Below are 22,081 nucleotides of genomic sequence, written 5' to 3'. Positions count from 1 at the left end.
CTGTTCGCGCTGGCCGGCGCGACGGGAGAGGTGGCGGCGCCGCTGGCCGGCCGCCTCGCCGACCGCGGCCATGGCCACGCCGGCACCCGCGCGGCGCAACTGGCGGTGCTGGCCGCGCTGCTGCTGGCGGGTGCCGCCGGCGGTGGCTGGTTCGGCTTCGATGCCGGCAGCCATGCMGTCGCCGCCATCGGCATGCTGGTGATTGCCGCCATGGTGCTGGACGCCGGCGTGACCGCCGACCAGACCTTCGGCCGCCGCGAGATCAATCTGCTGGACGCGTCCGCGCGCGGGCGCCTCAACGGCCTGTTCGTCGGGATTTTCTTCGTGGGCGGGGCAAGCGGCGCGCTGGCGGCCGGCGCCGCCTGGGCCGCGGGGGGCTGGAGCGCGGTGTGCCTGGCCGCCATCGGCTTTGCCGTGCTCAACCTGCTGGCCCACGCCGCGCTGACCCGCGGGCTGGCCGACGCTAGCGCGTGGCGCTGAGCAGTTGCTCGATCTTGCCGACGAATTCCCTGTCGTCGGGCTTGGTCATGCTGTTGAAGCTGGCCACCACCTGGCCGTTGCGGTCGATCAGGTATTTGTAGAAATTCCACTTCGGCGTGGTGCCGGACTGCCTGGCCAGCAGCGCGTACATGGSATTGACCTCGCTGCCGCGCACGTGCGACTTGCCCAGCATCGGGAATTTCACGCCGTAGGTGTTGTAGCAGAAGTCCGCGATCTCCTTGGCGGAGCCGGGCTCCTGCGAGAAATCGTTGGAGGGGAAGCCCAGCACCACCAGGCCGCGCTCGCGGTACTTCGCGTAGAGCGCCTMCAGCCCTTCGTATTGCGGGGTGAAGCCGCAGTAGCTGGCGGTGTTGACCACCACCACCACCTTGCCGGCGTACTGGCAGAGATTCTGCGGCGCTTCGTCCTGCAGGCGCGGGAACTTGAAATTGAGCGAAGCCGGGCAGGCGCCCGCCGGCTGGGTTGCGGCCGCGGGCGCATCGGCAGCGCGCGCGGGGCGCGGGCTCACGACGGCCGCGGCGGCGGCCAGGGCCAGCGCGCCGGACACGGCGGTGAATCGCAGGGCGCGCTGGCGCTGGGCGGAAGAACGGCGCATGGAGGACACTCCGGAGTGGGTTGTCCGTAGTTTACGCCGTCGGCAACGGAATGGATGCGCAGGCCCGGAGCGGCGGCTGCGCGGATAGCACTTTTTACTCCATCGCCAGCGTGGCCGCGTGCTCGGTCACGCTGCTGCGCAGTTCCACGTCCGGCATGCGCCGCACGATGACCAGCGCCAGCAGCGCGGCCAGCGTGCCCACCGCAAAGATCAGCCGGAAGCCGGACTCGACACCGTCCGTCAGCATGCCGCGCACGGCGGGCGACAGGCGGGCCAGCGCCTCGCTGCCATGCCGCAGCGCGCCAAGGTCCAGCGCCTGCGTCACGCCGGATGCGTGCAGCGCGTTGTGGAACGAAAGCGTCAGCAGGGTGCCCGCCAGCGCGCCGCCAAAGGCGCTGCCCAGCGAGCGCAGCACCAGCAGCGCGCCGGTGCCGGCGCCGGTATCGCGGCGTTCCAGCACGTTCTGCACGGTCATCAGCGTGCCGACCATGGCCATGCCCAGGCCCACGCCGGCCACCATCATCGCCAGCAGCACCATCGCCAGCGGCGTGGCGGGCGAGACCGCCACCAGTCCCAGCAGGCCCAGCGCCGCCGCGATATAGCCGCCGGTCAGGATGCCGCGCATGCGGCCCAGGCGCGGCGCCAGCGCGGCCACGATAAAGTTGCCGCCCACCGTGGCAAGCAGGAAGGGCACCACCAGCAGGCCCGACTGCGAGGCATCGGCGCCGCGCACCAGCTGGAAATGCAGCGGCAGCGCAAAGATGCACAGGAAGATATTGAGCGCCGCCATGGCGGAAGCCGCCACGCCCAGCACATAGGCCCGGTTGCCGAACAGGCGCGGCGGCAGCATCGGATCCGCCGCGCGGCGCTCTTGCCACACCAGCCCGGCCAGCGCGGCCGCCACCAGCAGCGCCAGCCCGGCTATCTGCGGCGATATCCAGTCATAGACGTCGCCGCCCCAGCTCATCGCCAGCAGGAAGGCCACGATGGATACCGTCAGCAGCAGCGCGCCACCCCAGTCCACCCGCGCCGACCCGCCGCGCGCCTGCAGCTGGCTCAGGCCCCGGTGGCACATGAACATCGCCAGCACGCCGAGCGGTACATTGATCCAGAACAGCCAGCGCCAGGACAAGTGATCCGAGGTCCAGCCGCCCACCAGCGGCCCGGCGATCGACGCCACCGCCCACACCGTGGCCAGGTAGCCCTGGTAGCGTCCGCGCTGGCGCGGCGCCACCACATCCGCGATCGCCGCCTGCGCCAGCGACATCAGGCCGCCGCCGCCGATGCCCTGCAAGGCGCGGAACAGGATCAGCTGCTCCAGCGAAGCCGCCATCGCGCAGGCCACCGAAGCCAGGATAAAGAGCCCGATCGCCAGCATCAGCAGGCGCCGCCGGCCGTAGTTGTCGGACAGCTTGCCGTAGAGCGGCGTGGACACCGTAGACGTGATCAGGTACGCGGTGACGATCCACGACAAATGCCCGAAGCCGTTCAGGTCACTGGCGATGGCCGGCACCGCCGGAATCACCACGGTCTGGTCGAGCGCGGCCAGCAGGATGCACAGGATGATTCCGCCGATGACGCGCATGATGTCCTGATGGCTCAGGGCGGGGGTGGCGGTCGCAGAAGCGGATGCAGATGAAGAAGCGGAAGCGGACATCGGGAGCGGCGGGGGCACGTAGGCTTGAGCGGCCAACGTTKCACCAAACGACAGGCAACTCACGCGATTTGCCAGCGTACAGCGGGAAACATGACCACAAAATCGGATACAACTGAGATTTTTGCGTACCCGGTGCTGCGCGCTGGATGAAGAAGGCCGMAAGCAAGATCCGGCCGCCCTGCACGGCCCGGGGCTGGCCGAATTCAGTGAACGCATAATTATATGCGGATACTGAATATCGAGTGCGCCGCTAAGTCGGAATTTGAGCCAGGAAAAGCGGGAAGTAGGCGGTCGCGGCGGCTCGTTATGGAACGATAAATGCCGGTTGGCCGGAATTGGAGGGTTTTTCGCGCATGAACGCGGCGTACTCACTTCAGCGTGGCGCCGATGCGTGGCCGCTCCGGATGTGGCCTCGGGCGGACGGGTCCGGGCGGTTCAGCCGGCGGCGACCGCTTCGCAGCGGCCGCCCGGCTGAACAGGAAGGCGCCGGCCTATGGATGCACGCTTCCGGAGATGTAGTGCTCGAGCTGCTCGATGATGAATTTCTGCTCGGAGATGATGTCCTTCACCAGGTCGCCGATGGACAGCATGCCCACCAGGTGGCTGCCGTCCATGACCGGCAGGTGACGCATGCGATGCTGGGTCATCAGCGCCATGCATTCGTCGGTGCTCTGGTCGGCGCGCACATAGATCACGGCCGACGTCATGATGTCCCGCACAAAGGTTTCGCGCGACGTACGCTGCATCAGGATCACCTTCCGCGCATAGTCACGTTCGCTGAGAATGCCAACGATATCGCCACGCTCTATCACCAGCAGCGCGCCGATGYCTTTCTCCGCCATCAGCTGCAGCGCAGCATAAACAGTGGCGTTGGGAGCAATGCTGAAGATAGCCTGGGTCGGCTTTGATTCCAGAACCTGACGTGCAGATTTCATCACCCACTCCTTGTTCCGTCCGAAGGATTTGCAACTCCGCCCGCGCGCTGGCGGGAGTGTTCGGCCGGGCGCTGGTGCACCGCGGCGTCTCGCCTTCAGATTAGCACTAGCGGCGCGCGGCTTACAGGGTGACGCACACGAATCTTTGTAAAAACTATGCAGACCAGAATGTGGTCTCGTGAGGCACGGGCACGGCCGCGCCCGCTACGGCGCATCACCCAGCGCAAGCAGGCAAAGCCGCTCCATCTGGGCTGCCCACGCGGTCTGCGCGGGCGCGCATGCACCCAGGAGCAGGCGATAACGGCGCGCTCCCCAGAGCGCCTGCAGCAGGCTTTGCACGGTGGCGGCATCCGGCTGGCGCGGCAGGTCCTGGCACGCCGCCAGCGCGCGCAGCCATGCCGCGTTCAACTCGTCGAACACGCGGCGATGGTGCTTGGGCTCGGCGATGCGCGCCTCGAGCATCAGCATCTCGTGGTCGAAGGCATCCGGCACGGCATCGTCCGCGCCACACGTCAGGCGCGCCAGCCGGGCCACCCGCGCGCGCCAGTCCAGCCCCGGCGCGCTGGCTGCCTCCGCGTCGATGCGGGCCAGCAGCAGCTCGATGGTGTGCCGCACAAAGCCGGACAGCAGGGCCTCCTTGTTGGGGAAATACTCGTACAGCGTGCCGACCGAACAGCCCGCCTCCAGCGCCACCGCGCGCGTGGTCACGCCATCCCAGCCGCGCGCGCGCCATATCCGAACAAAAGCCTCGTAAATGGCATTCACGGTAAAGCGCGCACGCTGCTGGGACGGGCGTTTCAGCGGCCGGGCGGGCGCCTGCGCCGGGCCGGGTGCCGCATCCGCGTTTCCGAACCCGGCCGCCGGCTTGCGGCGATACATTGATGTCATCGGCCTCGAAGGAACAAGAAAGGAGACAAGATGCAAGACAACACGGACCAGGCGCTCAAGGTGACCCGCCTGCTGACACGCAAGGATGCCCTAAACGAAAGCCGCCTGGAAGCGCGGCAGGAAAGCGCCGCCGCCGCGCCGGGCGAAGTGCTGCTGAAGATCGACCGCTTCGCGCTCACCACCAACAACATCACCTACGCCGCCTTCGGCGAGGCCATGAACTACTGGCAGTTCTTCCCGACCGGACAGCAGGACTGGGGCCACATGCCGGTCTGGGGCTTCGCGGATGTGGTGGACTCGCAAGTGCCGGGCGTGGCGGCCGGCKAGCGCTTCTACGGMTACTTTCCCATCGCCAGCCATATCCGCATGCAGCCCGAGCGCGTCACCGCGCGCGGCTTCTACGATGCCAGCGAACACCGCAGGACGCTGACCTCCGCGTACAACCAGTACACCCGCGTGAGCAACGACGCCGCCTACGCGCCCGAACTGGAAAACCACCAGATGCTGTACCGGCCGCTGTTCATCACATCCTTCATGCTGGCGGACTTCCTCGAGGACAACCGCTTCTTCGGCGCCACGCGGCTGGTGGTATCCAGCGCCTCCAGCAAGACCGCCTACGGTACCGCCTTCTGCCTGCGCGATATCCCCGGCATCTCGCTGGCGGCGATCACCTCCGGGCGCAACCGCGCCTTCGTCGAGGGGCTCGGCTGCTACCGGGAGGTGGTCGGCTACGACGCGCTGGAAACATTGCCGGCCGACGCGCCGACGCTCTACGTGGATTTCTCCGGCGACGAGGCATTGCGCGCACGCGTGCACMGTCACTTCGGCAGCGCGCTGGCCTACGACTGCTTCGCCGGCTCCGCGCAGAACACCGGCTTCCTGCGCGATACCGGGCTGCCCGGCCCCAAACCCGAGTTCTACTTCGCGCCGGTGCAGATCCGCAAGCGCAATGCCGAGTGGGGACCCGAAGGCGTGAACCAGCGCTTCAACGCCGCGCAGCGCAAGTTCATCGACCACGTGAAGGCACCGGCGAACGGCTGGCTGACGCTGGTCGAGGAGCAGGGCTTCGGCGCCGCGCAGGAGAGGATCGCGAGCCTGGTGGCGGGGGCCAGCGAGCCGCGGGCGGGGTATGTGGTGCGGCTGGCTTGATGCCGGGCTTGATGCCGGGCTGATGCCGGGCTGATGCTGGCTTGATGCCGGTTGACGGACCGTGCGCGCCGGGCCAGGCCTGCCGGCCTGGTTTATCGCGCGCGCCCTTGTCCTTACTCGGCGCTCTGCAGATAACGCTGCCGCGCCTCTTCTTCGAGGCGCACGTCTTCCACTTCCTGCAGCACGGCTTCCACGTCTACCGGACTGTCATCGATCGCCACGCGCCCGGTCAGCTTGATGCCCGGATGCAGCAAGCCGGCCTGGTAGAGCGCCCAKATCTCCTTGCCGTATTGCGTGTCGCCGAGCGCCGGCGCGAACTGGCTGAAATAGAACGCGAGGTTGTCCACGTCGCGCTCCAGCATCACGCTGGCATCGTTGTTGCCGGCGGCGTCCACCGCCTGCGGCAGGTCGATGATGACCGGGCCCTCGGCATCCACCAGGATATTGAATTCGGACAGGTCGCCGTGCACCACGCCGGCGCACAACATGCGCACCACCTGCTCGATCAGCGCGGCGTGGAACGCCAGCGCCATGTCTTCGCTCAGCGCCACGTCGTTCAGCCGCGGCGCGGCGTTGCCGCCGGCATCCACCACCAGCTCCATCAGCAGCACGCCCTCGAAGCACAGGTGCGGCTTCGGCACGCGCACGCCGGCGGCGGCGAGCCGGTACAGCGCGTCGACTTCGGCGTTGTGCCAGGCCTCCTCGGCTACCTTGCGCCCATAGCGCGTGCCCTTTTCCATCGCGCGCGCCTGGCGGCTGTTMTTGACCTTGCGCCCTTCCTGGTAGGTCGCGGCCTGGCGGAAGCTGCGCTGCGCGGCGTCCTTGTAGACCTTGGCGCAACGGATCTCCTGGCCGCAGCGCACCACGTAGACGGTGGCTTCCTTGCCGCTCATCAACTGGCGCACCACCTCGTCGATGAGGCCGTCCTCGACCAGCGGCTGCAGCCGCTTCGGGGTCTTCATCGGGACGGGCCTCGCTGGCCGGGCGGGCCGTCGGCGTGCAGCGCGCAGCGCAATGCCGGCGCCGCGCTCAATCGGTCAGCATGCGCACTTTCACGCGCTTGCCCTTGACCTTCCCGTCGTTCAGCTTGCGCATCGCCTCGCGGCCGATGCTGCGCTCGACCGCAACGTAGGTGGACATCTCCATCACGTTGATCTTGCCGATCTGTTCCTTGGTGTAGCCAGCGTCGCCGGTGAGCGCGCCGAGGATGTCGCCGGGGCGCATCTTCTCCTTGCGCCCGCCGAGGATCTGCAGCGTGACCATGGGCGGCAGCAGGCGCTCGTTGCTGGCCGGCGTGAGCGCGGACAGCGGCTGCCATTCCATCTCGATGCTGAGCTGCTGTTCGATATTGCCCACGCGGCCCATCTCGTTCATGCTCGCCAGGCTCAGCGCCATGCCGTCCTGGTCGGCGCGTCCGGTGCGGCCGATGCGGTGCACGTAGACTTCGGGATCGGGCGTGACGTCGACATTGATCACTGCTTCGAGCTGGGCGATGTCGAGGCCGCGCGCGGCCACGTCGGTGGCGACCAGCACCGAGCAGCTGCGGTTGGCGAACTGCACCAGCACCTGGTCGCGCTCGCGCTGTTCCAGCTCGCCGTGCAGCGCCAGCGCTTCGAAGCCCTGCGCGCGCAGCAGCTCCACCAGGTCGCGGCAGCGCGCCTTGGTGTTGCAGAAGGCCAGCGTGCTGACCGGGCGATAGTGATTGAGCAGCAGCGCCACCGCGTTGAGGCGCTCGCTGTCGTCCACCTCGTAGAAGCGCTGGCGGATCTTGCTGTCGTCGTGCTGCTCCTTGAGCTTKATCTCGTGCGGCTTGCGCAGGAACTGCTGGCTGAGCCTGGCGATGCCTTCGGGATAGGTGGCCGAGAACAGCAGCGTCTGGCGCTCCTTGGGGCACTGGCGCGCCACGTGCGCGATGTCGTCGAAGAAGCCCATGTCGAGCATGCGGTCGGCTTCGTCGAGCACCAGCGTGTTGAGCGCGCCCAGCTGCAGCGTGCMACGCTCCAGGTGATCCATGATGCGGCCCGGGGTGCCCACGGCGATATGTGCGCCATGCGCCAGGCTGTCGACCTGCGGGCGCATCGGCGAGCCGCCGCACAGCGTCAGGATCTTGATGTTCTCCTCGGCGCGCGCCAGGCGGCGGATCTCCTGCGTGACCTGGTCGGCCAGCTCGCGCGTGGGGCACAGCACCAGTGCCTGCACGTCGAAGCGGCGCGCGTCGAGCCGGTTGAGCAGCGCCAGCGCGAAGGCGGCGGTCTTGCCGCTGCCCGTCTTGGCCTGCGCGATCAKGTCCTGGCCGGCCAGCGCGACCGGCAGGCTGGCAGCCTGGATCGGGGTCATGGTCTGGTAGCCAAGTTGCTCAAGCGTCGCCAGCGTGGCAGGCGAGAGAGGCAAGCGGGAGAAAGAGGCGCCGGCAGCGGCGGACGGCGCGGCCGCTGCGGAAGAGTTGGGGCTTGAGTTCATGCCGGATTATAGCGGGCTGGCGCCCTCCCTCATGTGACCTAGCCGCCGGCCTTGCCTGCAGCCTTCGTGGCGGGCTTCGTGGCAGGCTTCGTGGTGGCCTTCGCGGTGGGCTTCGTGCCGGCCTTCGCATCCGCCTTGCCGCCTTCATCCCACGGCGGTGGCGCCCACCCCAGGCGGGCCAGCAGCGCACCGGCCGCCGCGGGGGCCCGTTCCTTGGCGCCATTGATAAAGAAGACAAAGACCTCGCGCTTGCGCTTGGCCGGCGCCGTCTCCTCCACGCGCGGCAGGTCGTCGGGCATGCCGCCCGCCGCCCAGGCCGCCACGCGCCCGGCCCACGCATCGAGCGCGCCGGGCGCGTAGCCGGTCTCGAGCGTCTCGCTGCTGCACATCAGCCGCGCGTAGACGAAATCGGCGGTCAGGTCGGCGAACGAGGGAAACTTGCCGGCGTCCGTAAACACGGTGGCTGCCTTGTATTTGCGCGCCAGCCTGAGATAGTCCGGCGCCATGAAGCTTTCATGCCGCACCTCKAGCACGTGGCGCAGCTTGCGCCCCTCCACCGCATCCGGCAGCAACGCGAGGAAGGCCTCGAAATCCCCGGCGTCGAACTGCTTGGTCGGCGCGAACTGCCACACGACGGGCCMGAGCTTGTCGCCCAGCTCCGCGATGCCRCTGTCGAGGAAGCGCTCGATGGACTCGCCGGCTTCCGCCAGCACGCGGCGGTTGGTGGCGAACCGCGACGCCTTGACCGAGAACACGAAACCGTCGGGCGTCTCGTCGCGCCATTTGGCGAACGACGTGCGCTTCTGCGTGCCGTGGTACGTGCTGTTGATCTCGATGGCGGTGAGGTGGCGGCTGGCGTACGCAAGCTCGCGGCTCTGCACCAGCTTCGCCGGATAGAAGTTGTCGCGCCACGGCGCGAAGTTCCAGCCACCGATGCCGACCCGGGCGAGGCCGTCCGTATTCCTTTTCTTTGCGCTTGCTTCCGCCATGCGTGGGCATCCTTGTGAGGAAAGGCAATCAAGAAGAACGAATCAGGGGCAGCAATCAGAAAAACCGCAGGCAATGCACCGGCGGCAGATGCGCCGTCAACAGCTTCCAGCGATCGCCGCCATTCTCCGACAGCCACAGGTTGCCGGTGGTGGAACCCATAGCCAGGCGCTCGCCGCCGGCGTCCACCGCCAGGCCGTGCCGGTCCACCATGTCGTAGACCGGCGCCTCGGGCAGGCCATCGTCGCAGGCCTCGAAACTGCGCCCGCCGTCGCGCGTACGGTTGACCACCAGCCTGCCCTCCACCGGCACGCGGCAATTGTCCGCGGCCAGCGGCACGAACCACGCGGTGTTGGGACGGCGCGGATGCGCCGCCACGGCAAGCCCGAAGCTTGACGGCCGCGCGGACAAGCGCTGCCACGTCACGCCCGCATCGCCGGAGCGATACATGCCGCCCCGGTGCTGCACCCATACGGCATGCGCATGACCCGCGCACTGCGCCATGCGCAGCGGGTCCTGGTGCACGCCATGCTCGTCCTGCGCCGCCGCCATGCCGCTGATGGTGCAGATCCAGCCGAGCCCGCCGTCCCGGGTCTGCCATACGCCGCCGCACGACACCGCAATCGTCACATGGCGGCTGTCATGCGGATCCACGCAAATGGAATGGATGCCGGGCACCTCGCAGCCGTGGCCGGCCCACGCCCGGCGCTCGGGGCGCCCCCAAAGCGGCTGGTTCAACACCCAGGTGCCGCCGCCGTCGGCGGACCGGAACAAGCCGCCGGGCATGGTGCCGGCCCACAGCACGCCCGGCTGGTCGGCACCGCCTGCCTCGATCGACCAGATGCGCTGCAGGGCAAGGCCGCCCGGACCGGCACCCGACACCAGCTGCGGCGGATAGACCGGCAACGCGCAGCCATTCCAGTCGGGGTCGCGCAACCGGCGCCGCCACAGCCGCACGCCCCGCCCGCGCCCGAGTGCGGCATAGAGCGTGCCGTTGCGCGGATCGGCCATCGCCATGCTGACCGGCGCGCMGAGAAAATGCACGGCATCCTGCCGCCACACGCCGGTACCGTCGCGCCGCCACATGAACAGGCCCTTGCCGGTGCCAACGAGAAGCCGGTCGCTCATGCTGGACTCCTCACAAGGGCCGGCAAACGCCAGCGGTTGCGCCGTCACGTTCGCTGCGGGCAGCGGTTGCCAATGTCTTGGAGTTTAGGAAATCCTGGGCAAAATGCGTGGTCGATTGCACTTTGTAACGGCCGCGGCGGCGCCGGGTGCACCTATGGCTGCCAGTGCGTGGCCATATCCATCGGATACACCGGCCGCGCCAGCCGCGCGAACGGAAACTGCGCATAGCGCGAACTGGTGACGCCGCCGCCGTCGCACTCCACCACCGCGCGGGCGATCGGCACGAACACCGGCCGGCAGTACATGCGCGATTTCAGCAGCAGGAAGCGCTGCGCATGCGGGTCCACGCCGATATGCGTGAAGATGCCCAGGTCCCAGTGCTCCTGCGGGGTTTCGGTCACCATCACCTGCGCCGCGCCGGTATCGAGCAGCACCGTGCGGCCCATGCGGATGCGCTGGCCGGTATAGGTGGGACCCGAGATGACGTACTCGCCATCGCTGATCGCGGCCACGCGGCCATCCAGCGCCAGCGGCTCGCCCACGATGCCAAGCTGGTCCAGCGGCACCTTGTTGCCTACCGCCAGCGACACGCTGGCGCCCACGCCGGCCGCAAGCAGCGCGGCCACCGCCTGCGGATCGCACACCGGCCCGGCCGCGATGCCGGACAAGCCCTGGCGCAGCGCCTCGCGCAGCACCGCCATGTCGTCGCAAGTGCCGCCCGACATGCAGTTGTCGCCGTGATCGAGCAGCAGGACCGGCCCGCTGCCACCGGCCGCGGCAAGCTGCGCCGCACGCGCGATCGAAGCGGCCAGCGGCTCGCTCTCGTAGACGAAGCCCGCGCGCTCCTGCCAGATCTGCGCCGCGATCCGGTCCGCCGCGGCCTGCGCGCCGGCGGCGTCGTCGCCGACCACCAGCACGCTCAGGCACGGCGCGGCAATGTCCGACAGCCCGAAGCCCGCCAGCACGGACACCGCCAGCATGCCGTGCGCCTCTGCCTGGCGTGCCGCCGCCACGGCGCGCTGCATGGCGCCTTCGCCGGTATTGCTGCGCAGCGTGTGCGTGACCAGCGGCAGGCGGCGCCATGCCAGGGCGGGGCGCGTCTTCTCCCGCAGCATGCGCAGCAGCAGGCGGCCGGCATGCTCGCCGGTCTCGTACATGTCCACGTGCGGATAGGTCTTGAAGCTGACCGCGATATCGGCGTGGTCGATCATCTTCTGCGTCACGTTGCCATGCAGGTCCAGCGCCACCGCGACCGGCGCATGCGGCAGCACCTCGCGCAGCCGCGCCAGCAGGTCGCCTTCGCCGTCGTCGCTGTTCTGYGCCACCATCGCGCCGTGCAGGTCAAGCATCACGGCATCGCACCCCCGCGCCGCGCCGACGATGGCGTCGCACAAGGCCGTATACGCGTCTGCCGCCACGCGCCCGCTCGGGTTGGCGCCCGCCGACACCGGCACCACGATCTCCGCGCCCGCCGCCTCGGCCAGGTCGATGAACGCGCCGATGGCCGTGCGCGTGCCCTTGCTGGCCCGGTAAGCCGCCTCGCCATAGTGCGGATGGAACGACGACAGCGGCGTCGGCACCGGCGAAAAGGTGTTGGTCTCGTGGTTCAGGCGTGCAATCAGGATCTTCATGGCGTTGCGCTGCTCCGGCCGGGCTGAGGGAGGTACGGGAGATAAGGGAGATAAAGGAGAAGAGGGCGACGAAAGGTTGCCCTATTGTTCCTTCGCCGGATACTTCAGTGCATTCATCTCCATCTTTTTCTTCACCGCGGCATCCAGGTCCACGTTGAGCGCGTTCAGCAACTGCGACAGGTAGATCGCGATATCCGCCAGTTCCTGCTCCACGTGTTCGCGCTCGTCGGTGGACATGATCTCGCGCGACTCGGCTTCGGTCTTCCACTGGAAGATCTCGACCAGCTCGGCCGCTTCCACGCTCAGCGCCATCGCCAGGTTCTTGGGGCTGTGGTACTTGCCCCAGCCCCGCGCCTCGCCGAATTCGCGGGCGGCCTGCTGGAGGTTCTTGGTATCGATCAGGATCATGGTGGTCTGCTGCATGCGATGAAGTCGAACGGTATTGAACCACGCCTGCGCGGCACGGCCMCGCCCGCCCCGGAAAGCCCGAGTGCCCTAGCATGGCATCTGCGCAAATCATGCGCAGATCCGCTACGATAGCGCCTCCCCAAAAAGTGAATAGGCGGTAGCTCAGATGGCGACCTCGGCGAACTGGCCCCGGCTCGAAAGCGATATCCTGTCCTGCATGCCTGCCCGGCCGGAAGAAAGGATCTTCTCCGGGGAGCTGATCGCCAGGGTGCAGAATCTCCACGGACAGCAGGCCCCGCAGCGCGACACGATCATCCGGGCGCTGGACCGGATGTGCGACGACGGCCTGGTCGGCAAGGAAGGGCGCTCGCGCGACAAGAAGTGGTGGCGCACCGGAAGGAAGGCGATCCCGGGCACGGCGCGGCGCCCGCCGCTGGAACTGGCCATCGCCCTGCTGACATTGCAGCGGCATGCGCCCAATMACCTTCCCAGCCATGTCACCAGCCAGCTCGAGGACTATTTCGCGGGCGCCGCCAAGGTCTTGCAGGAGAGCCCGGTGGATCCCACGCTGGCGGTCGCGCGCGCCTGGGCAACCAAGACGGTCCGCATCGACGCCGGCTATCCGCTCAGGTCGCCTCCCATCCGCGAAGAGATCCTCGACGCCATCCGCCAGGCGCTGTATGCCACCCGCGTGCTGACGGTCTGCTACCAGAACTCCCGCCTGGACAGCGACAAGCCCGCCGAGTATCCGGTCGTGCCGCTGGCGCTGGTCGAGCGCGGGCCGGTGCTCTACCTCGTCGCGAGCCGCATGCGCAGCAACCGCAGCTTCAAGCGCTACCAGCTCCGGCTCGACCGCTTCGTGTCCGCCGTCTGCACCGACATGCCCGGCGAGCCCGACCCCGACTTCGACCTGGATGCCTATGTCCGGCACAACCAGTTCTTTTCCTTTTTCCCGGAAGCGCCGGTGCAAGTCGAGCTCCGCGTCAGGGAGGATGACGAGATCAAGAGCCTGTTCCGCGAGCAAAAGCTGGCCGATGACCAGGAGATCCTCGAGGAGGAAGGCGGCTTCCGCCTCACCGCCACGGTCATTCCTTCCGTCGAATTCCGCAACCTGCTGATGGAGCGCTCGGCCCGGGTCGAGATCCTGTCGCCCCTGCACCTGCGCCGTGAGATCGCCGAGAACCTCCGCCAGGCATGCCTCGCCTATGCGGACGTGCCTGGCGCGGACTAGCGGCCGCGCTTACAGCGCCGGCACGCAGTCCGCCGGCCACGGATAGGCGATGGTKATGTCGKCCGCCAGGTCGAGCGAGCCGGTGTTGCGCCGGTACGCGCGGATGCGCTGCAGCAGGTGCGGGTTGAACGAGTCCACGTGGTCCATCACGTGCGCCTGCGCCGCCACCAGCAGCCGCGCCGGCGCCGAGTAGGAGCGGTTGACCGCCGCCCACACCACCGAGACGATGCGCTTGCACAGCGCCTCGCGGTTCTGGTCCAGTTCCCTGGCAAGCACGCACAGCGCGTTCATGGACGCCAGCTCGTGGAAGCCGGAGCGCTTGCCGGCGTCGGGCTCGAGCAGCGGTTCGATCGAGGTCCGCGCCACGATGCCGAGCGCGGCCGCAAGGCTGCGCTCGCCGGCCAGCACCCAGCAGCCGACGCGGTCGGCCGGCAGATGAAGGGTCGACCCCAGCACCACGGCGATCTCGCTGGTTCCGCGCCTGCGCGCCCGGCGCATGGCATCGACCGGACCCATCGCATTCCAGCGGGCACCGCCGAACACGCCGCTCAGGCGGGTCGCATCCACCAGGTGGATGACGAGGTCGGGACGCGGCCTGGCCTGCTCGTCCACCGTCCACTCGAGCCGGCCTTCCAGCGAGGGCAGGTCGGGCAGGAGCCCCGCGGCTTCCTGCGCGGAGAATCCCCAGCGGCGCAGCAGCACGCGCTGCGGCTTGGCTTGCGGTCTGGCGATGATGTTCCCAAGTGCCGAACCCGGAATCGTGACGACTTGCATGGCTTGCTCTCCAAAGCTGCTGAGGAGTGCAGTTTCGCCACGCATCTGCGCATCCGGTGCGCAGATCCGCAATCAATATGCATTCTGTTCCAACCCACCGAGAGAACGGAGAACAGCATGAGCCGGGAAACCCTGAGAGACGCCCACTCCCATGTCATGGGCTACATCGATACGGATGCCAGCGGCGCGCAGACCGCGCGCGACAGCCACATGCATTTGCTCGGACGCTACGACCCGCAGCGCGACGTCACGCGCGACGCGCATGCCCGGCTGACCGGCAGCGGCAACCAGCTGGCCGCACTGATCGCCCGCGCGGCGCACCGCTGAGGGGCCGCCGGCATGTCAGCTCGCGCGGCCCGGCMAGCGGTATTCGCAGCGGTTCGCAGCGGTATTCGCAGCGCTACAGCCGCTCGTACAGCAAGCCCGCCGCGCGCTMCGACAACACCAGCACCAGCTTCATCGTCGCCCGCGTCGCACCCACGAACAGCCGCCGGATCTCCTTCTCGCCCATCGGATTCGAAGTCGATCTCGGCGAACACGATGGCCGGCGCGGACTGCCCCTTGAAGCGGAAGACGGATTCCGCCAGCACATCGCCCTGCGAGTACACCGGCTGGCCCTGCGCGTCATAGCCGCCGGTAAACGAGCGCAGCTTGTTCGGGCCGAGCTGGTCGTAGCAGAGCAGCCGGGACGTCTCGCGGCCCCGGTAGCTCAGCAGCACCACGTCCTGCTGCCGGAAGCCCGCGGAGTAGCACATGCGCATGCCGTCTTTCACACGATCGAGCAGCTCATGATCCTGGTAGACCAGGAATTMCACGTCGGCCGTGGAGATGGGCGCCGTGGCTTCGATCTCCACCTCGGGCGGCAACAGCGGCTGCAGCAGCTTCACCACGGGGCGCGGGCTGCGGAAGTTGCTGCGCGCACGCAGCCGCACCCAGCCGGGCAGCTCCGCCGGCGGGTGCCCGTACAGGTTCTGCATCGGGTCTTCCAGCCAKATCGCGCGCGCCGCCGGCGCGGCGTGGCGCAAGACCAGGTCGCGCCACTGGGGCGCGAAGTCCTGGCCTTCATCGACGATCACCGTGTCGAAGACAAAGCCGGGTGGCACCACGAGCCGCTCCACATCGGCGACGAGCCTGGCGAATGCATCCGGCTGCGTGAAATCCGGCACGCCGCCGTGGTGCCTGAACACCAGTTCGCACAGCATGTGGAACGTGCAGGCGAGCCCGCCCGCCGGCGCGATGCGCGCGAAGTGATCGGCCAGCGGACGGTTGAAGCAGACATAGAGCGGACGCTGCCCGCGCGCGATCGCATCGCGGTATTCGGCCAGCGCCAGCTGCGTCTTGCCCGAGCCTGCCGTGCCGGTCACGCGCAGCCGGAACGGCTCGATATCGAGCTGCCGCGCCCAGTGCGCCAGGCCACCCGAAACCCGCGTCACCAGCGAGCGTGCCTGGCCGATCAGGGCGCTCACGTCGGTCTCGAGCTGGATGGTGTCGCACAGGAAACGATGGACCCGCTCCGCCCCGGGCTCGGCCTCGCCCTCCGGCAGGATCGCTTGGATGATCTGGCAGAGTTGCGCGCGCCGGTCCGCGTCCACGATGCGCTGCGGCGACAGGCCCGCCGTCACCGGATTGCGCACCGTGTAGTCCGGGCAATACAGCAGATGCTCGATGAACACCGGCTGCCCGTTCAGGCTGCGCATCAGCTTGCTGCGCAGGCCATCGGCCGTGCGGCCCATCTGCACCGAGACCACCTTCGAACGGGTGCCGTAGTTCTTGACCAGCCCCTCGGCGGTCTCCTCGAGGAAGCCGCTCTTTTGCTCGATGATGAGCAGTTGCCCCGCGCGGTTGACCACGACGAAGTCGATCTCGCCGTAGATCGCATGCACGTTCGCCACGTTGGTCCAGTGCACCGAATGGTAGATCGTGTAGCCGTCGGGAAGCCCGGCCGCGAGCACCGCAAGCGTCTCGAGCTCGCGCTGGACCGGGCCGCTCGCCTCCATGGTTTCCCAGCCGTCTGGAATCACGCGTGCCACTGGACTTCTCCCCTGTCTCTAAAGCGCACGAGGATAACCCACCGCCGCTGGCGGCGCGCGACGCCGCCTGCCCGCTCTGCCTCATTGCGGCTGGCAGCGCGGCTTGCGTGCGGCGGGCGTTCGCAATCCGCCCTTGCGACAACTTGCGTCGCCGCAGCGATGCGACACAATCTGACGCACCCCTGCCGACAATGACCCCATTCKACAGGAGAACCCATGATTCTGCGCCGCCGCCCGTCCCGTTACTCCCGCATGACCATCGAACTCGCGCCTTCGGTGCGGCTCTGGCTGCTGCGCGTGCTGGTGCCGCTCGGCGGCCACCGGGAATTCGTCCAGCGCGGCGGCTTCAGCAACGACACGCTGGCCGAGATCCTCGGGCTCGACAAGTGGATCGATCCGGAACAGGGCGACTTCGATCCCAAGGCCGTGCGCGCGGCGCTGCGCAAGMAACACCAGGAGGCCGAAGACCAGTGCCGCGACGCCAGTCTTCCCGCCTGCCTGAACGGCAATATCGCGCGGCTGGCCGAGCTGGTCGGCCTGTCCGAAACGGACTGCCGGATCCTGGCCTTTGCCGTCATGCTAAAGAACGAACGCCTGCTCGACGACACCGCGGACCTGCTCGGACAACTCTCGTCGGCCAAGGTGGTCCACGTGCTGGCCGCGCTGCTGGACCTGCCGGATGCGGAAGTCCGCGCGGCGTTGAGCACGCAGGGGGTGCTGGCGCAGTCCGGCCTGGTTTCGGTCGACCGCGGCAGCAGCTCCACGCTGAGCGGCAAGCTGGACCTGCTTTCGGGCAGCTTCGCCGACCATATTGTCTCGTCCGACGCGGACCCGATCGGCCTGTTGCGCGACACCGTTGCCCTGTCCGAGCCCGCGCAGCTGCAGCTCGGCGACTACGCGCACCTCGATGCATCGCTCGCGGTGCTGCGGCCTTACCTGCGCCATGCCCTGGCGTCGGGCMGCAAGGGCGTGAACATCTTCGTGCACGGCGCGCCCGGCACCGGCAAGAGCCAGCTCGCCCGCGCGCTTGCCGCGGACCTCGGCGGCGAGCTGTTCGAAGTGGCGAGCGAGGACGAGGACGGCGACCCCATMACCGGCGAGCGCAGGCTGCGCGCCTTCCGCGMCGCCCAGAGCTTCTTCGGCCAGCGCCGGGCCATGATCCTGTTCGACGAGGTGGAAGACGTCTTCAACGATGGCGAGGCCCTGTTCGGACGCAAGAGCACCGCGCAGGAGCGCAAGGCCTGGATCAACCGGATGCTGGAGGCGAACCCGGTGCCCACCGTGTGGCTGTCCAACTCGGGGGGACTCGATGCCGCCTTTATCCGGCGCTTCGACATGGTGTTCGAGCTGCCGGTGCCGCCCAGGAAGCAACGCGCCCGCATTATCGAGACCGCCTGCGCCGGCCTGCTGGATGGCCTCGCCGTTGCGCGCCTGGCCGAATCCGAGGCGCTGGCGCCCGCCGTCGTGACCCGCGCGGCCTCGGTGGTGCGCGCCATCCATGAAGACCTTGGGCCCCAGGGCGCGGCCACTGCCATGGAACTGCTGATCGGCAATACGCTGGAGGCGCAGGGACATGCCCCGCTGCGCCGGTCCGCCGCCGACCGGCTGCCGCAGACCTACGACCCGGCACTGGTMAGCGCCGACGCCGACTTGCTGGAGATCGGCGCCGGGCTGGCGCGCGCCGGTGGCGGGCGGCTGTGCCTGTATGGGCCGCCGGGCACCGGCAAGACCGCCTACGGACGCTGGCTGGCCGAGCAGATGGGCGTGCCGCTGCACGTCAGGCGGGCGTCCGACCTGATGTCCAAATGGGTGGGGGAGAACGAGCAGAACATCGCGCGGGCGTTCCGGCAGGCGGCCCAGGACGGCGCGGTATTGCTCATCGACGAAGTCGACAGCTTCCTGCAGGACCGGCGCGGCGCCAGGGCCAGCTGGGAAGTGACGCTGGTCAACGAGATGCTGACGCAGATGGAATCCTTCCCCGGCGTGTTCGTGGCCTCGACGAACCTGGTCGAAGGGCTGGACCAGGCGGCATTGCGGCGCTTCGACCTGAAGGTCAGGTTCGACTACCTCGCGCCGGCTCAAGCCTGGGCCCTGTTGTGCCGACAATGCAGTGTGCTCGCACTGGATGCGCCGGGCCCGGACCTGCAAGGCCGGCTCGCACGCCTGGGCAAGCTCACGCCGGGGGACTTCGCCGCGGCCGCGCGGCAGCACCGTTTCCGGCCGCTGGGCTCGCCCGCCGGGCTGGTCCGCGCCCTCGAGGCGGAATGCGCCATCAAAGGGGGCGCGAGGGGTGCGCTCGGCTTCCTGTGAAGCCGGTCCACGCATGGAATAATCCGCCTGCCCGCGCGGGCACGACAACAAGAAAAGAGATGCGCTCACTATCGAAGTCGAAGCTGATGGCCTTCCGGCAATGCCCGAAACGGCTCTGGCAATGCTTCACCGGCCGCAACGTGCCGGCAATCTGATCAAGCATACGAACCCATGCCGAAACGTTCCGATACGATCGAAACCGTGCTGCTGGCGCTGGAGCTGCTGCGCCGCATTCCGCGCGGGCGCAAGATATCCGCGCCGGAGCTGCACGAGCAACTCAGCAATACAGGGCACGCGCGCGACCTGCGCACCATCCAGCGCCAGCTCGAGACGCTCAGCGAGCATTTCGAGATCGAGCGCGACGAGCGTAGCAAGCCCTACGGCTACCGCTGGAAGGAGCGCGCCAGCGGGCTGGCGCTGCCGGTGCTCAACGAGCAGGAATCGCTCATGCTGGCGCTGGCCGAGCAGCACCTGCGCCACCTGCTGCCCGCCAGCCTGATGAAGTCCATGGACGGCTTCTTCCAGCAGGCGCGCGCCAACCTGGGCACCGGCGCCGCGGGCAAGCGCGGGCGCGAGTGGCTGTMCAAGGTCAGGGTGATCAGCACCACCCAGCCGCTGCTGCCGCCGAAGATCAGGCCGGGCGTGTTCGAGGCGGTCAGCAACGCGCTGTACGGCAACTGCTGGCTGGACGTGGACTACAAGAACGCCGCGGGCAAGGCCAAGGCCGCGCGCGTGATGCCCCTTGGCCTGGCCCAGCAAGGCGCGCGCCTGTACCTGGTATGCCGCTACGAAGGCTATGACAACGAGCGCACCCTGGCGCTGCACCGCATCGTCCGCGCGCTGGCCTCGCCGCACACCTTMGACAGGCCCCGCGAATTCAACCTGGAGAAATACGACGCCGACGGCCGCTTCGGCTTCGGCGAGGGCAAGCGCATCCGCCTGACCTTCCGCATCGACAAGGACGCCGGGCTGCACCTGCTCGAATCGCCGCTGTCGGCGGACCAGGTGGTCACCGAGCTGGACACGCAGTTCGAGATCAGCGCCACCGTGGTGGAGACCGCGCAGCTGGAATGGTGGCTGCGGGGCTTCGGGGAGCAGGTCGGCGATATCCGCCGCACCCAGTGCAAGGACAAGCAGGCATGAGCGAAAAAGACAGACTCACCGAACCCAGCGTACTGCGCTTCGCCGAACTGATCGGCGCGCCCGGCGACGCGCCGCTGGCGATCGACCATTACCAGCGCGGCTTTGTCTGGGGCGAGGAAAAGGTCCGCCAGCTGATCGCCGATCTCCGTGCGTACTGGCATGGCGCCAGGGACACCGCGTACTACATGGGCACAATGCTCCTGCACCGGAACGCCGGCGAGAACAAGCGCTACATCATCGACGGCCAGCAGCGCTTCACGGCATTGTGCACCCTGTACTTTTCCCTGCATGGCGAACTCCCGCCCAACACCGACCTGAACTACCGCTCGGTCGATTCGGCAACGCATATCCGCCAGGCCCTGGCGAGCTTTCGCGAGGCCAGCGACCTGCCCAAGGCGCTGTTCGACCACCTCTGCTTTACCGTGATCGAAGTGCCTGCGCAGGACCTGGCCTTCGCCTTCTTCGACACACAGAACAACCGCGGCGTGCCGCTCGGCGCGACCGACCTGCTCAAGGCCTTTCATCTGCGCGCGATCCGCGCCGACGGCCCGCAAGCCAGCGACGACAAGCGCCAGGCGCTGGAGCATGCCTGCGCCAAACGCTGGGAGACCATGCAGGTGGCCGCACCGGTCCCGCACCTGCCYGGCAAGCTCACGCCGGCGCTGTTCAACCTCGTGCTGTGGCGGGCGCGGCGCTGGCGCGGGCGCCATATCGGCGTCGAATCCCACGATGCGCTGCTGCGCGAATTCCAGCAGCGCGCGCAGCCGGCCGGCGCGGACCCGGCCCGTGTCCCGCTCTATCCGGGCCGGCACAACCGGCGCGCCGCGGCGCTGCTCACCTACCCGTCGCACAGCTGCCAGCCGGACMACCTGCCCGACGCGCCGGCAAGCCGCCCCGCCGACCTGCCGTTCTCGATGCGCCAGCCGATCCATGCCGGCACGGGCTTTTTCCTCTATGCCGACAAGTACGCCGCGCTGGTTGGCGAGCTGATGCTGGACAAGCATGCCGACGCCGAGGTTCGCGGGTTCCGCGCGCTGTATGACACGGTCGTCAGTACGCTCTCGGTGTACCTGCGCGAAGTGTTCCTGCTCGGCACCGTCATGTACGTGGATCGTTTCGGCTTCGAAAAGCTGGTGGCGTTTGCCACGTATTTCGAACACCTGCTCGGCGGCATCCGCCTGGGCCAGAAGAGCGTCGTGCGGGAAACCGCGAGGAATATCTTCCGCGACGGCCACCTGAACCTGCTCGATGTCATCGCGGGCGCGTTCGAGCCCGAGGAGGTGATCGCGTACCTGCGCGCCGATCCGCATATCGACGAAGCCTATCGCAAATATGAGAAAGAGCCGGCCGAACGCAACACGGTGCGCGGCCGCTACAAGGCGGCAGTCCTGAAACACTACACCTGCGGGCAGCAGTGCGCTGCCGATCTGACGGAGAAGCGCACATGGATGCACGCCCACATCGGATGGGACGACAGGGCCGGAGCATGGGCCGGGACATGGACCGAGACGGGGACCAAGGCGCAAGCACGATGATGAACAAAGACATGATGCCGGATTCGAAGCTGCTGACCCTCGGGAAGATCATCGAGCAACGGCTCTGCTTCGAGGTACCGATCTACCAGCGGCTCTACGTCTGGGGCACCGACCAGGTGCGTACGCTGATGGAGGACCTGCTCAGCGCCTGCGAGCGCGACACGCCGATCTACTATCTCGGCGGTACGCTGGTGATGCGCCGCGGCGACACTGACGGCGCGCCCCCGGTGCTGGAACTGATCGACGGCCAGCAACGCTTCACCACGCTGTGGCTGATCGCGCAGGTATGGGGGGAGGGCGACAGCCTGCAGTCCTTCCTCTCGGTGGAGCAGGCCGGCGTGGTCCGGCCTCGCCTGTCGTTTGCGATCCGCGATTCGGTCAATCGCTACCTGGAACAGTGTCTTCGACAGCATCAGCACGAGGCTGCGCCCGAAGGCCTGTCGCGCGCGGACGCGGATGGCCTGGCATCCCTGCTCGATGCGCAGCGCGAAATCCGCCGCTTCCGGGATGCGCTGCCCACGGGTGGCCAGGCGACTGCGCCGCACTCCGGCAATGTGGGCGGAGACGACCGGAGGCACTACGGGTCACGCGCGAGCAATTCAACCGCTTCCTGCTTGGCAACGTCAGCATCGTCCAGACCGAGATCCCCGCCAGGACCGACCTCAACAAGCTGTTCGAGGTAATCAACAACCGCGGCATTCAACTCCAGCACCACKAGA

Annotated in this window: 19 protein-coding genes and 1 pseudogene; 8 read left to right on the top strand and 12 right to left on the bottom strand. The window is 68.1% G+C overall.

What is annotated here, in order from left to right; all coding sequences use genetic code 11:
* Positions 1 to 480, top strand: a pseudogene (locus tag AC1DKV_RS21380) (MFS transporter); the annotation flags it as partial.
* On the opposite strand, the gene AC1DKV_RS21375 reads toward AC1DKV_RS21380, so the two are convergent.
* The 4 genes from AC1DKV_RS21375 to AC1DKV_RS21360 form a co-directional block, all read right to left on the bottom strand.
* Positions 464 to 1,096 (bottom strand): glutathione peroxidase, encoded by a 633-nt coding sequence (locus AC1DKV_RS21375; RefSeq protein WP_477137922.1) that lies wholly within the window; start codon positions 1,094 to 1,096, stop codon positions 464 to 466. The pseudogene AC1DKV_RS21380 and the gene AC1DKV_RS21375 sit on opposite strands and share 17 nt — an antisense overlap.
* 94 nt (positions 1,097 to 1,190) lie before the next feature.
* Positions 1,191 to 2,681 (bottom strand): MDR family MFS transporter, encoded by a 1,491-nt coding sequence (locus tag AC1DKV_RS21370; RefSeq protein WP_441650004.1) that lies wholly within the window; start codon positions 2,679 to 2,681, stop codon positions 1,191 to 1,193.
* A gap of 563 nt (positions 2,682 to 3,244) precedes the next feature.
* Positions 3,245 to 3,688: a CBS domain-containing protein gene (locus tag AC1DKV_RS21365; protein WP_477137921.1), complete on the bottom strand. Its 444-nt coding sequence runs from the start codon at positions 3,686 to 3,688 to the stop codon at positions 3,245 to 3,247.
* Between the two features lie 204 nt (positions 3,689 to 3,892).
* A complete protein-coding gene (locus AC1DKV_RS21360) occupies positions 3,893 to 4,453 on the bottom strand; it encodes a TetR/AcrR family transcriptional regulator (protein WP_441650003.1) in 561 nt (186 codons plus the stop codon).
* A 153-nt stretch (positions 4,454 to 4,606) separates the two neighbouring features.
* Here AC1DKV_RS21360 and AC1DKV_RS21355 point away from each other — a divergent pair, with 153 nt between their 5' ends.
* Positions 4,607 to 5,725 (top strand): DUF2855 family protein, encoded by a 1,119-nt coding sequence (locus tag AC1DKV_RS21355; RefSeq protein WP_477137920.1) that lies wholly within the window; start codon positions 4,607 to 4,609, stop codon positions 5,723 to 5,725.
* A gap of 113 nt (positions 5,726 to 5,838) precedes the next feature.
* On the opposite strand, the gene AC1DKV_RS21350 is transcribed toward AC1DKV_RS21355, so the two are convergent.
* From AC1DKV_RS21350 to AC1DKV_RS21325, 6 genes are all read right to left on the bottom strand, one after another.
* Positions 5,839 to 6,687 carry a PA4780 family RIO1-like protein kinase gene (locus tag AC1DKV_RS21350; protein ID WP_477137919.1) on the bottom strand — a complete coding sequence of 283 codons (849 nt, stop codon included), beginning with the start codon at positions 6,685 to 6,687 and terminating at the stop codon, positions 5,839 to 5,841.
* 67 nt (positions 6,688 to 6,754) lie between these two features.
* A complete protein-coding gene (dbpA, locus tag AC1DKV_RS21345) occupies positions 6,755 to 8,185 on the bottom strand; it encodes an ATP-dependent RNA helicase DbpA (protein ID WP_477137918.1) in 1,431 nt (476 codons plus the stop codon).
* A 38-nt stretch (positions 8,186 to 8,223) separates the two neighbouring features.
* Positions 8,224 to 9,174, bottom strand: coding sequence for a DUF72 domain-containing protein (locus AC1DKV_RS21340; RefSeq protein WP_477137917.1), 951 nt, complete (start codon positions 9,172 to 9,174; stop codon positions 8,224 to 8,226).
* 55 nt (positions 9,175 to 9,229) lie between these two features.
* A complete protein-coding gene (locus tag AC1DKV_RS21335) occupies positions 9,230 to 10,300 on the bottom strand; it encodes a WD40/YVTN/BNR-like repeat-containing protein (RefSeq protein ID WP_477137916.1) in 1,071 nt (356 codons plus the stop codon).
* Positions 10,301 to 10,452: 152 nt separating this feature from the next.
* Positions 10,453 to 11,931 carry a M81 family metallopeptidase gene (locus AC1DKV_RS21330; RefSeq protein ID WP_441649997.1) on the bottom strand — a complete coding sequence of 493 codons (1,479 nt, stop codon included), beginning with the start codon at positions 11,929 to 11,931 and terminating at the stop codon, positions 10,453 to 10,455.
* A gap of 81 nt (positions 11,932 to 12,012) precedes the next feature.
* Positions 12,013 to 12,339, bottom strand: coding sequence for a nucleotide pyrophosphohydrolase (locus tag AC1DKV_RS21325; protein WP_441643451.1), 327 nt, complete (start codon positions 12,337 to 12,339; stop codon positions 12,013 to 12,015).
* 166 nt (positions 12,340 to 12,505) lie between these two features.
* Between AC1DKV_RS21325 and AC1DKV_RS21320 the strand changes: the two genes are divergently transcribed.
* Positions 12,506 to 13,570: a helix-turn-helix transcriptional regulator gene (locus AC1DKV_RS21320; protein WP_477137915.1), complete on the top strand. Its 1,065-nt coding sequence runs from the start codon at positions 12,506 to 12,508 to the stop codon at positions 13,568 to 13,570.
* Between the two features lie 9 nt (positions 13,571 to 13,579).
* On the opposite strand, the gene AC1DKV_RS21315 is transcribed toward AC1DKV_RS21320, so the two are convergent.
* Positions 13,580 to 14,344, bottom strand: a complete 765-nt coding sequence (locus tag AC1DKV_RS21315; RefSeq protein ID WP_477137914.1) for a hypothetical protein — start codon at positions 14,342 to 14,344, stop codon at positions 13,580 to 13,582.
* Between the two features lie 117 nt (positions 14,345 to 14,461).
* Between AC1DKV_RS21315 and AC1DKV_RS21310 the strand changes: the two genes are divergently transcribed.
* Positions 14,462 to 14,671: a hypothetical protein gene (locus AC1DKV_RS21310; protein ID WP_441620108.1), complete on the top strand. Its 210-nt coding sequence runs from the start codon at positions 14,462 to 14,464 to the stop codon at positions 14,669 to 14,671.
* Here the strand turns inward: AC1DKV_RS21310 and AC1DKV_RS21305 are convergent.
* A complete protein-coding gene (locus AC1DKV_RS21305) occupies positions 14,572 to 16,374 on the bottom strand; it encodes an NERD domain-containing protein (protein ID WP_477137913.1) in 1,803 nt (600 codons plus the stop codon). The genes AC1DKV_RS21310 and AC1DKV_RS21305 overlap by 100 nt on opposite strands.
* Positions 16,375 to 16,590: 216 nt before the next feature.
* On the opposite strand from AC1DKV_RS21305, the gene AC1DKV_RS21300 reads away from it, so the two are divergent.
* The 4 genes from AC1DKV_RS21300 (at position 16,591) to AC1DKV_RS21285 (ending at position 22,045) form a co-directional block, all read left to right on the top strand.
* Positions 16,591 to 18,684 (top strand): AAA family ATPase, encoded by a 2,094-nt coding sequence (locus AC1DKV_RS21300; protein ID WP_477137912.1) that lies wholly within the window; start codon positions 16,591 to 16,593, stop codon positions 18,682 to 18,684.
* Between the two features lie 171 nt (positions 18,685 to 18,855).
* Entirely contained in the window at positions 18,856 to 19,827 is a 972-nt protein-coding gene (locus tag AC1DKV_RS21295) for a helix-turn-helix transcriptional regulator (protein ID WP_477137911.1), read from the top strand.
* Positions 19,824 to 21,362: a DUF262 domain-containing protein gene (locus AC1DKV_RS21290; RefSeq protein ID WP_477137910.1), complete on the top strand. Its 1,539-nt coding sequence runs from the start codon at positions 19,824 to 19,826 to the stop codon at positions 21,360 to 21,362. The genes AC1DKV_RS21295 and AC1DKV_RS21290 overlap by 4 nt, the downstream gene beginning before the upstream one ends.
* The gene (locus tag AC1DKV_RS21285; RefSeq protein WP_477137909.1) at positions 21,359 to 22,045 is read left to right on the top strand and encodes a DUF262 domain-containing protein; all 687 of its coding nucleotides are present in this window, start codon (positions 21,359 to 21,361) and stop codon (positions 22,043 to 22,045) included. Before AC1DKV_RS21290 ends, AC1DKV_RS21285 begins: the two co-directional genes overlap by 4 nt.
* Positions 22,046 to 22,081: the final 36 nt, after the last annotated feature.

It is taken from the genome of Cupriavidus sp. 05T41, from assembly GCF_056396525.1.
Note: the sequence above shows the minus strand (reverse complement) of the source record. Positions and strands in the feature narration are given on the sequence as shown.

Excerpts from the sequence above, each read along its gene's own strand:
- AC1DKV_RS21370 (WP_441650004.1), bottom strand. The coding sequence starts at position 2,681 with ATGCGCGTCATCGGCGGAATCATCCTGTGCATCCTGCTGGCCGCGCTC.
- AC1DKV_RS21325 (WP_441643451.1), bottom strand. The coding sequence starts at position 12,339 with ATGATCCTGATCGATACCAAGAACCTCCAGCAGGCCGCCCGCGAATTC.
- AC1DKV_RS21285 (WP_477137909.1), top strand. The coding sequence starts at position 21,359 with ATGATGAACAAAGACATGATGCCGGATTCGAAGCTGCTGACCCTCGGG.
- AC1DKV_RS21310 (WP_441620108.1), top strand. The coding sequence starts at position 14,462 with ATGAGCCGGGAAACCCTGAGAGACGCCCACTCCCATGTCATGGGCTAC.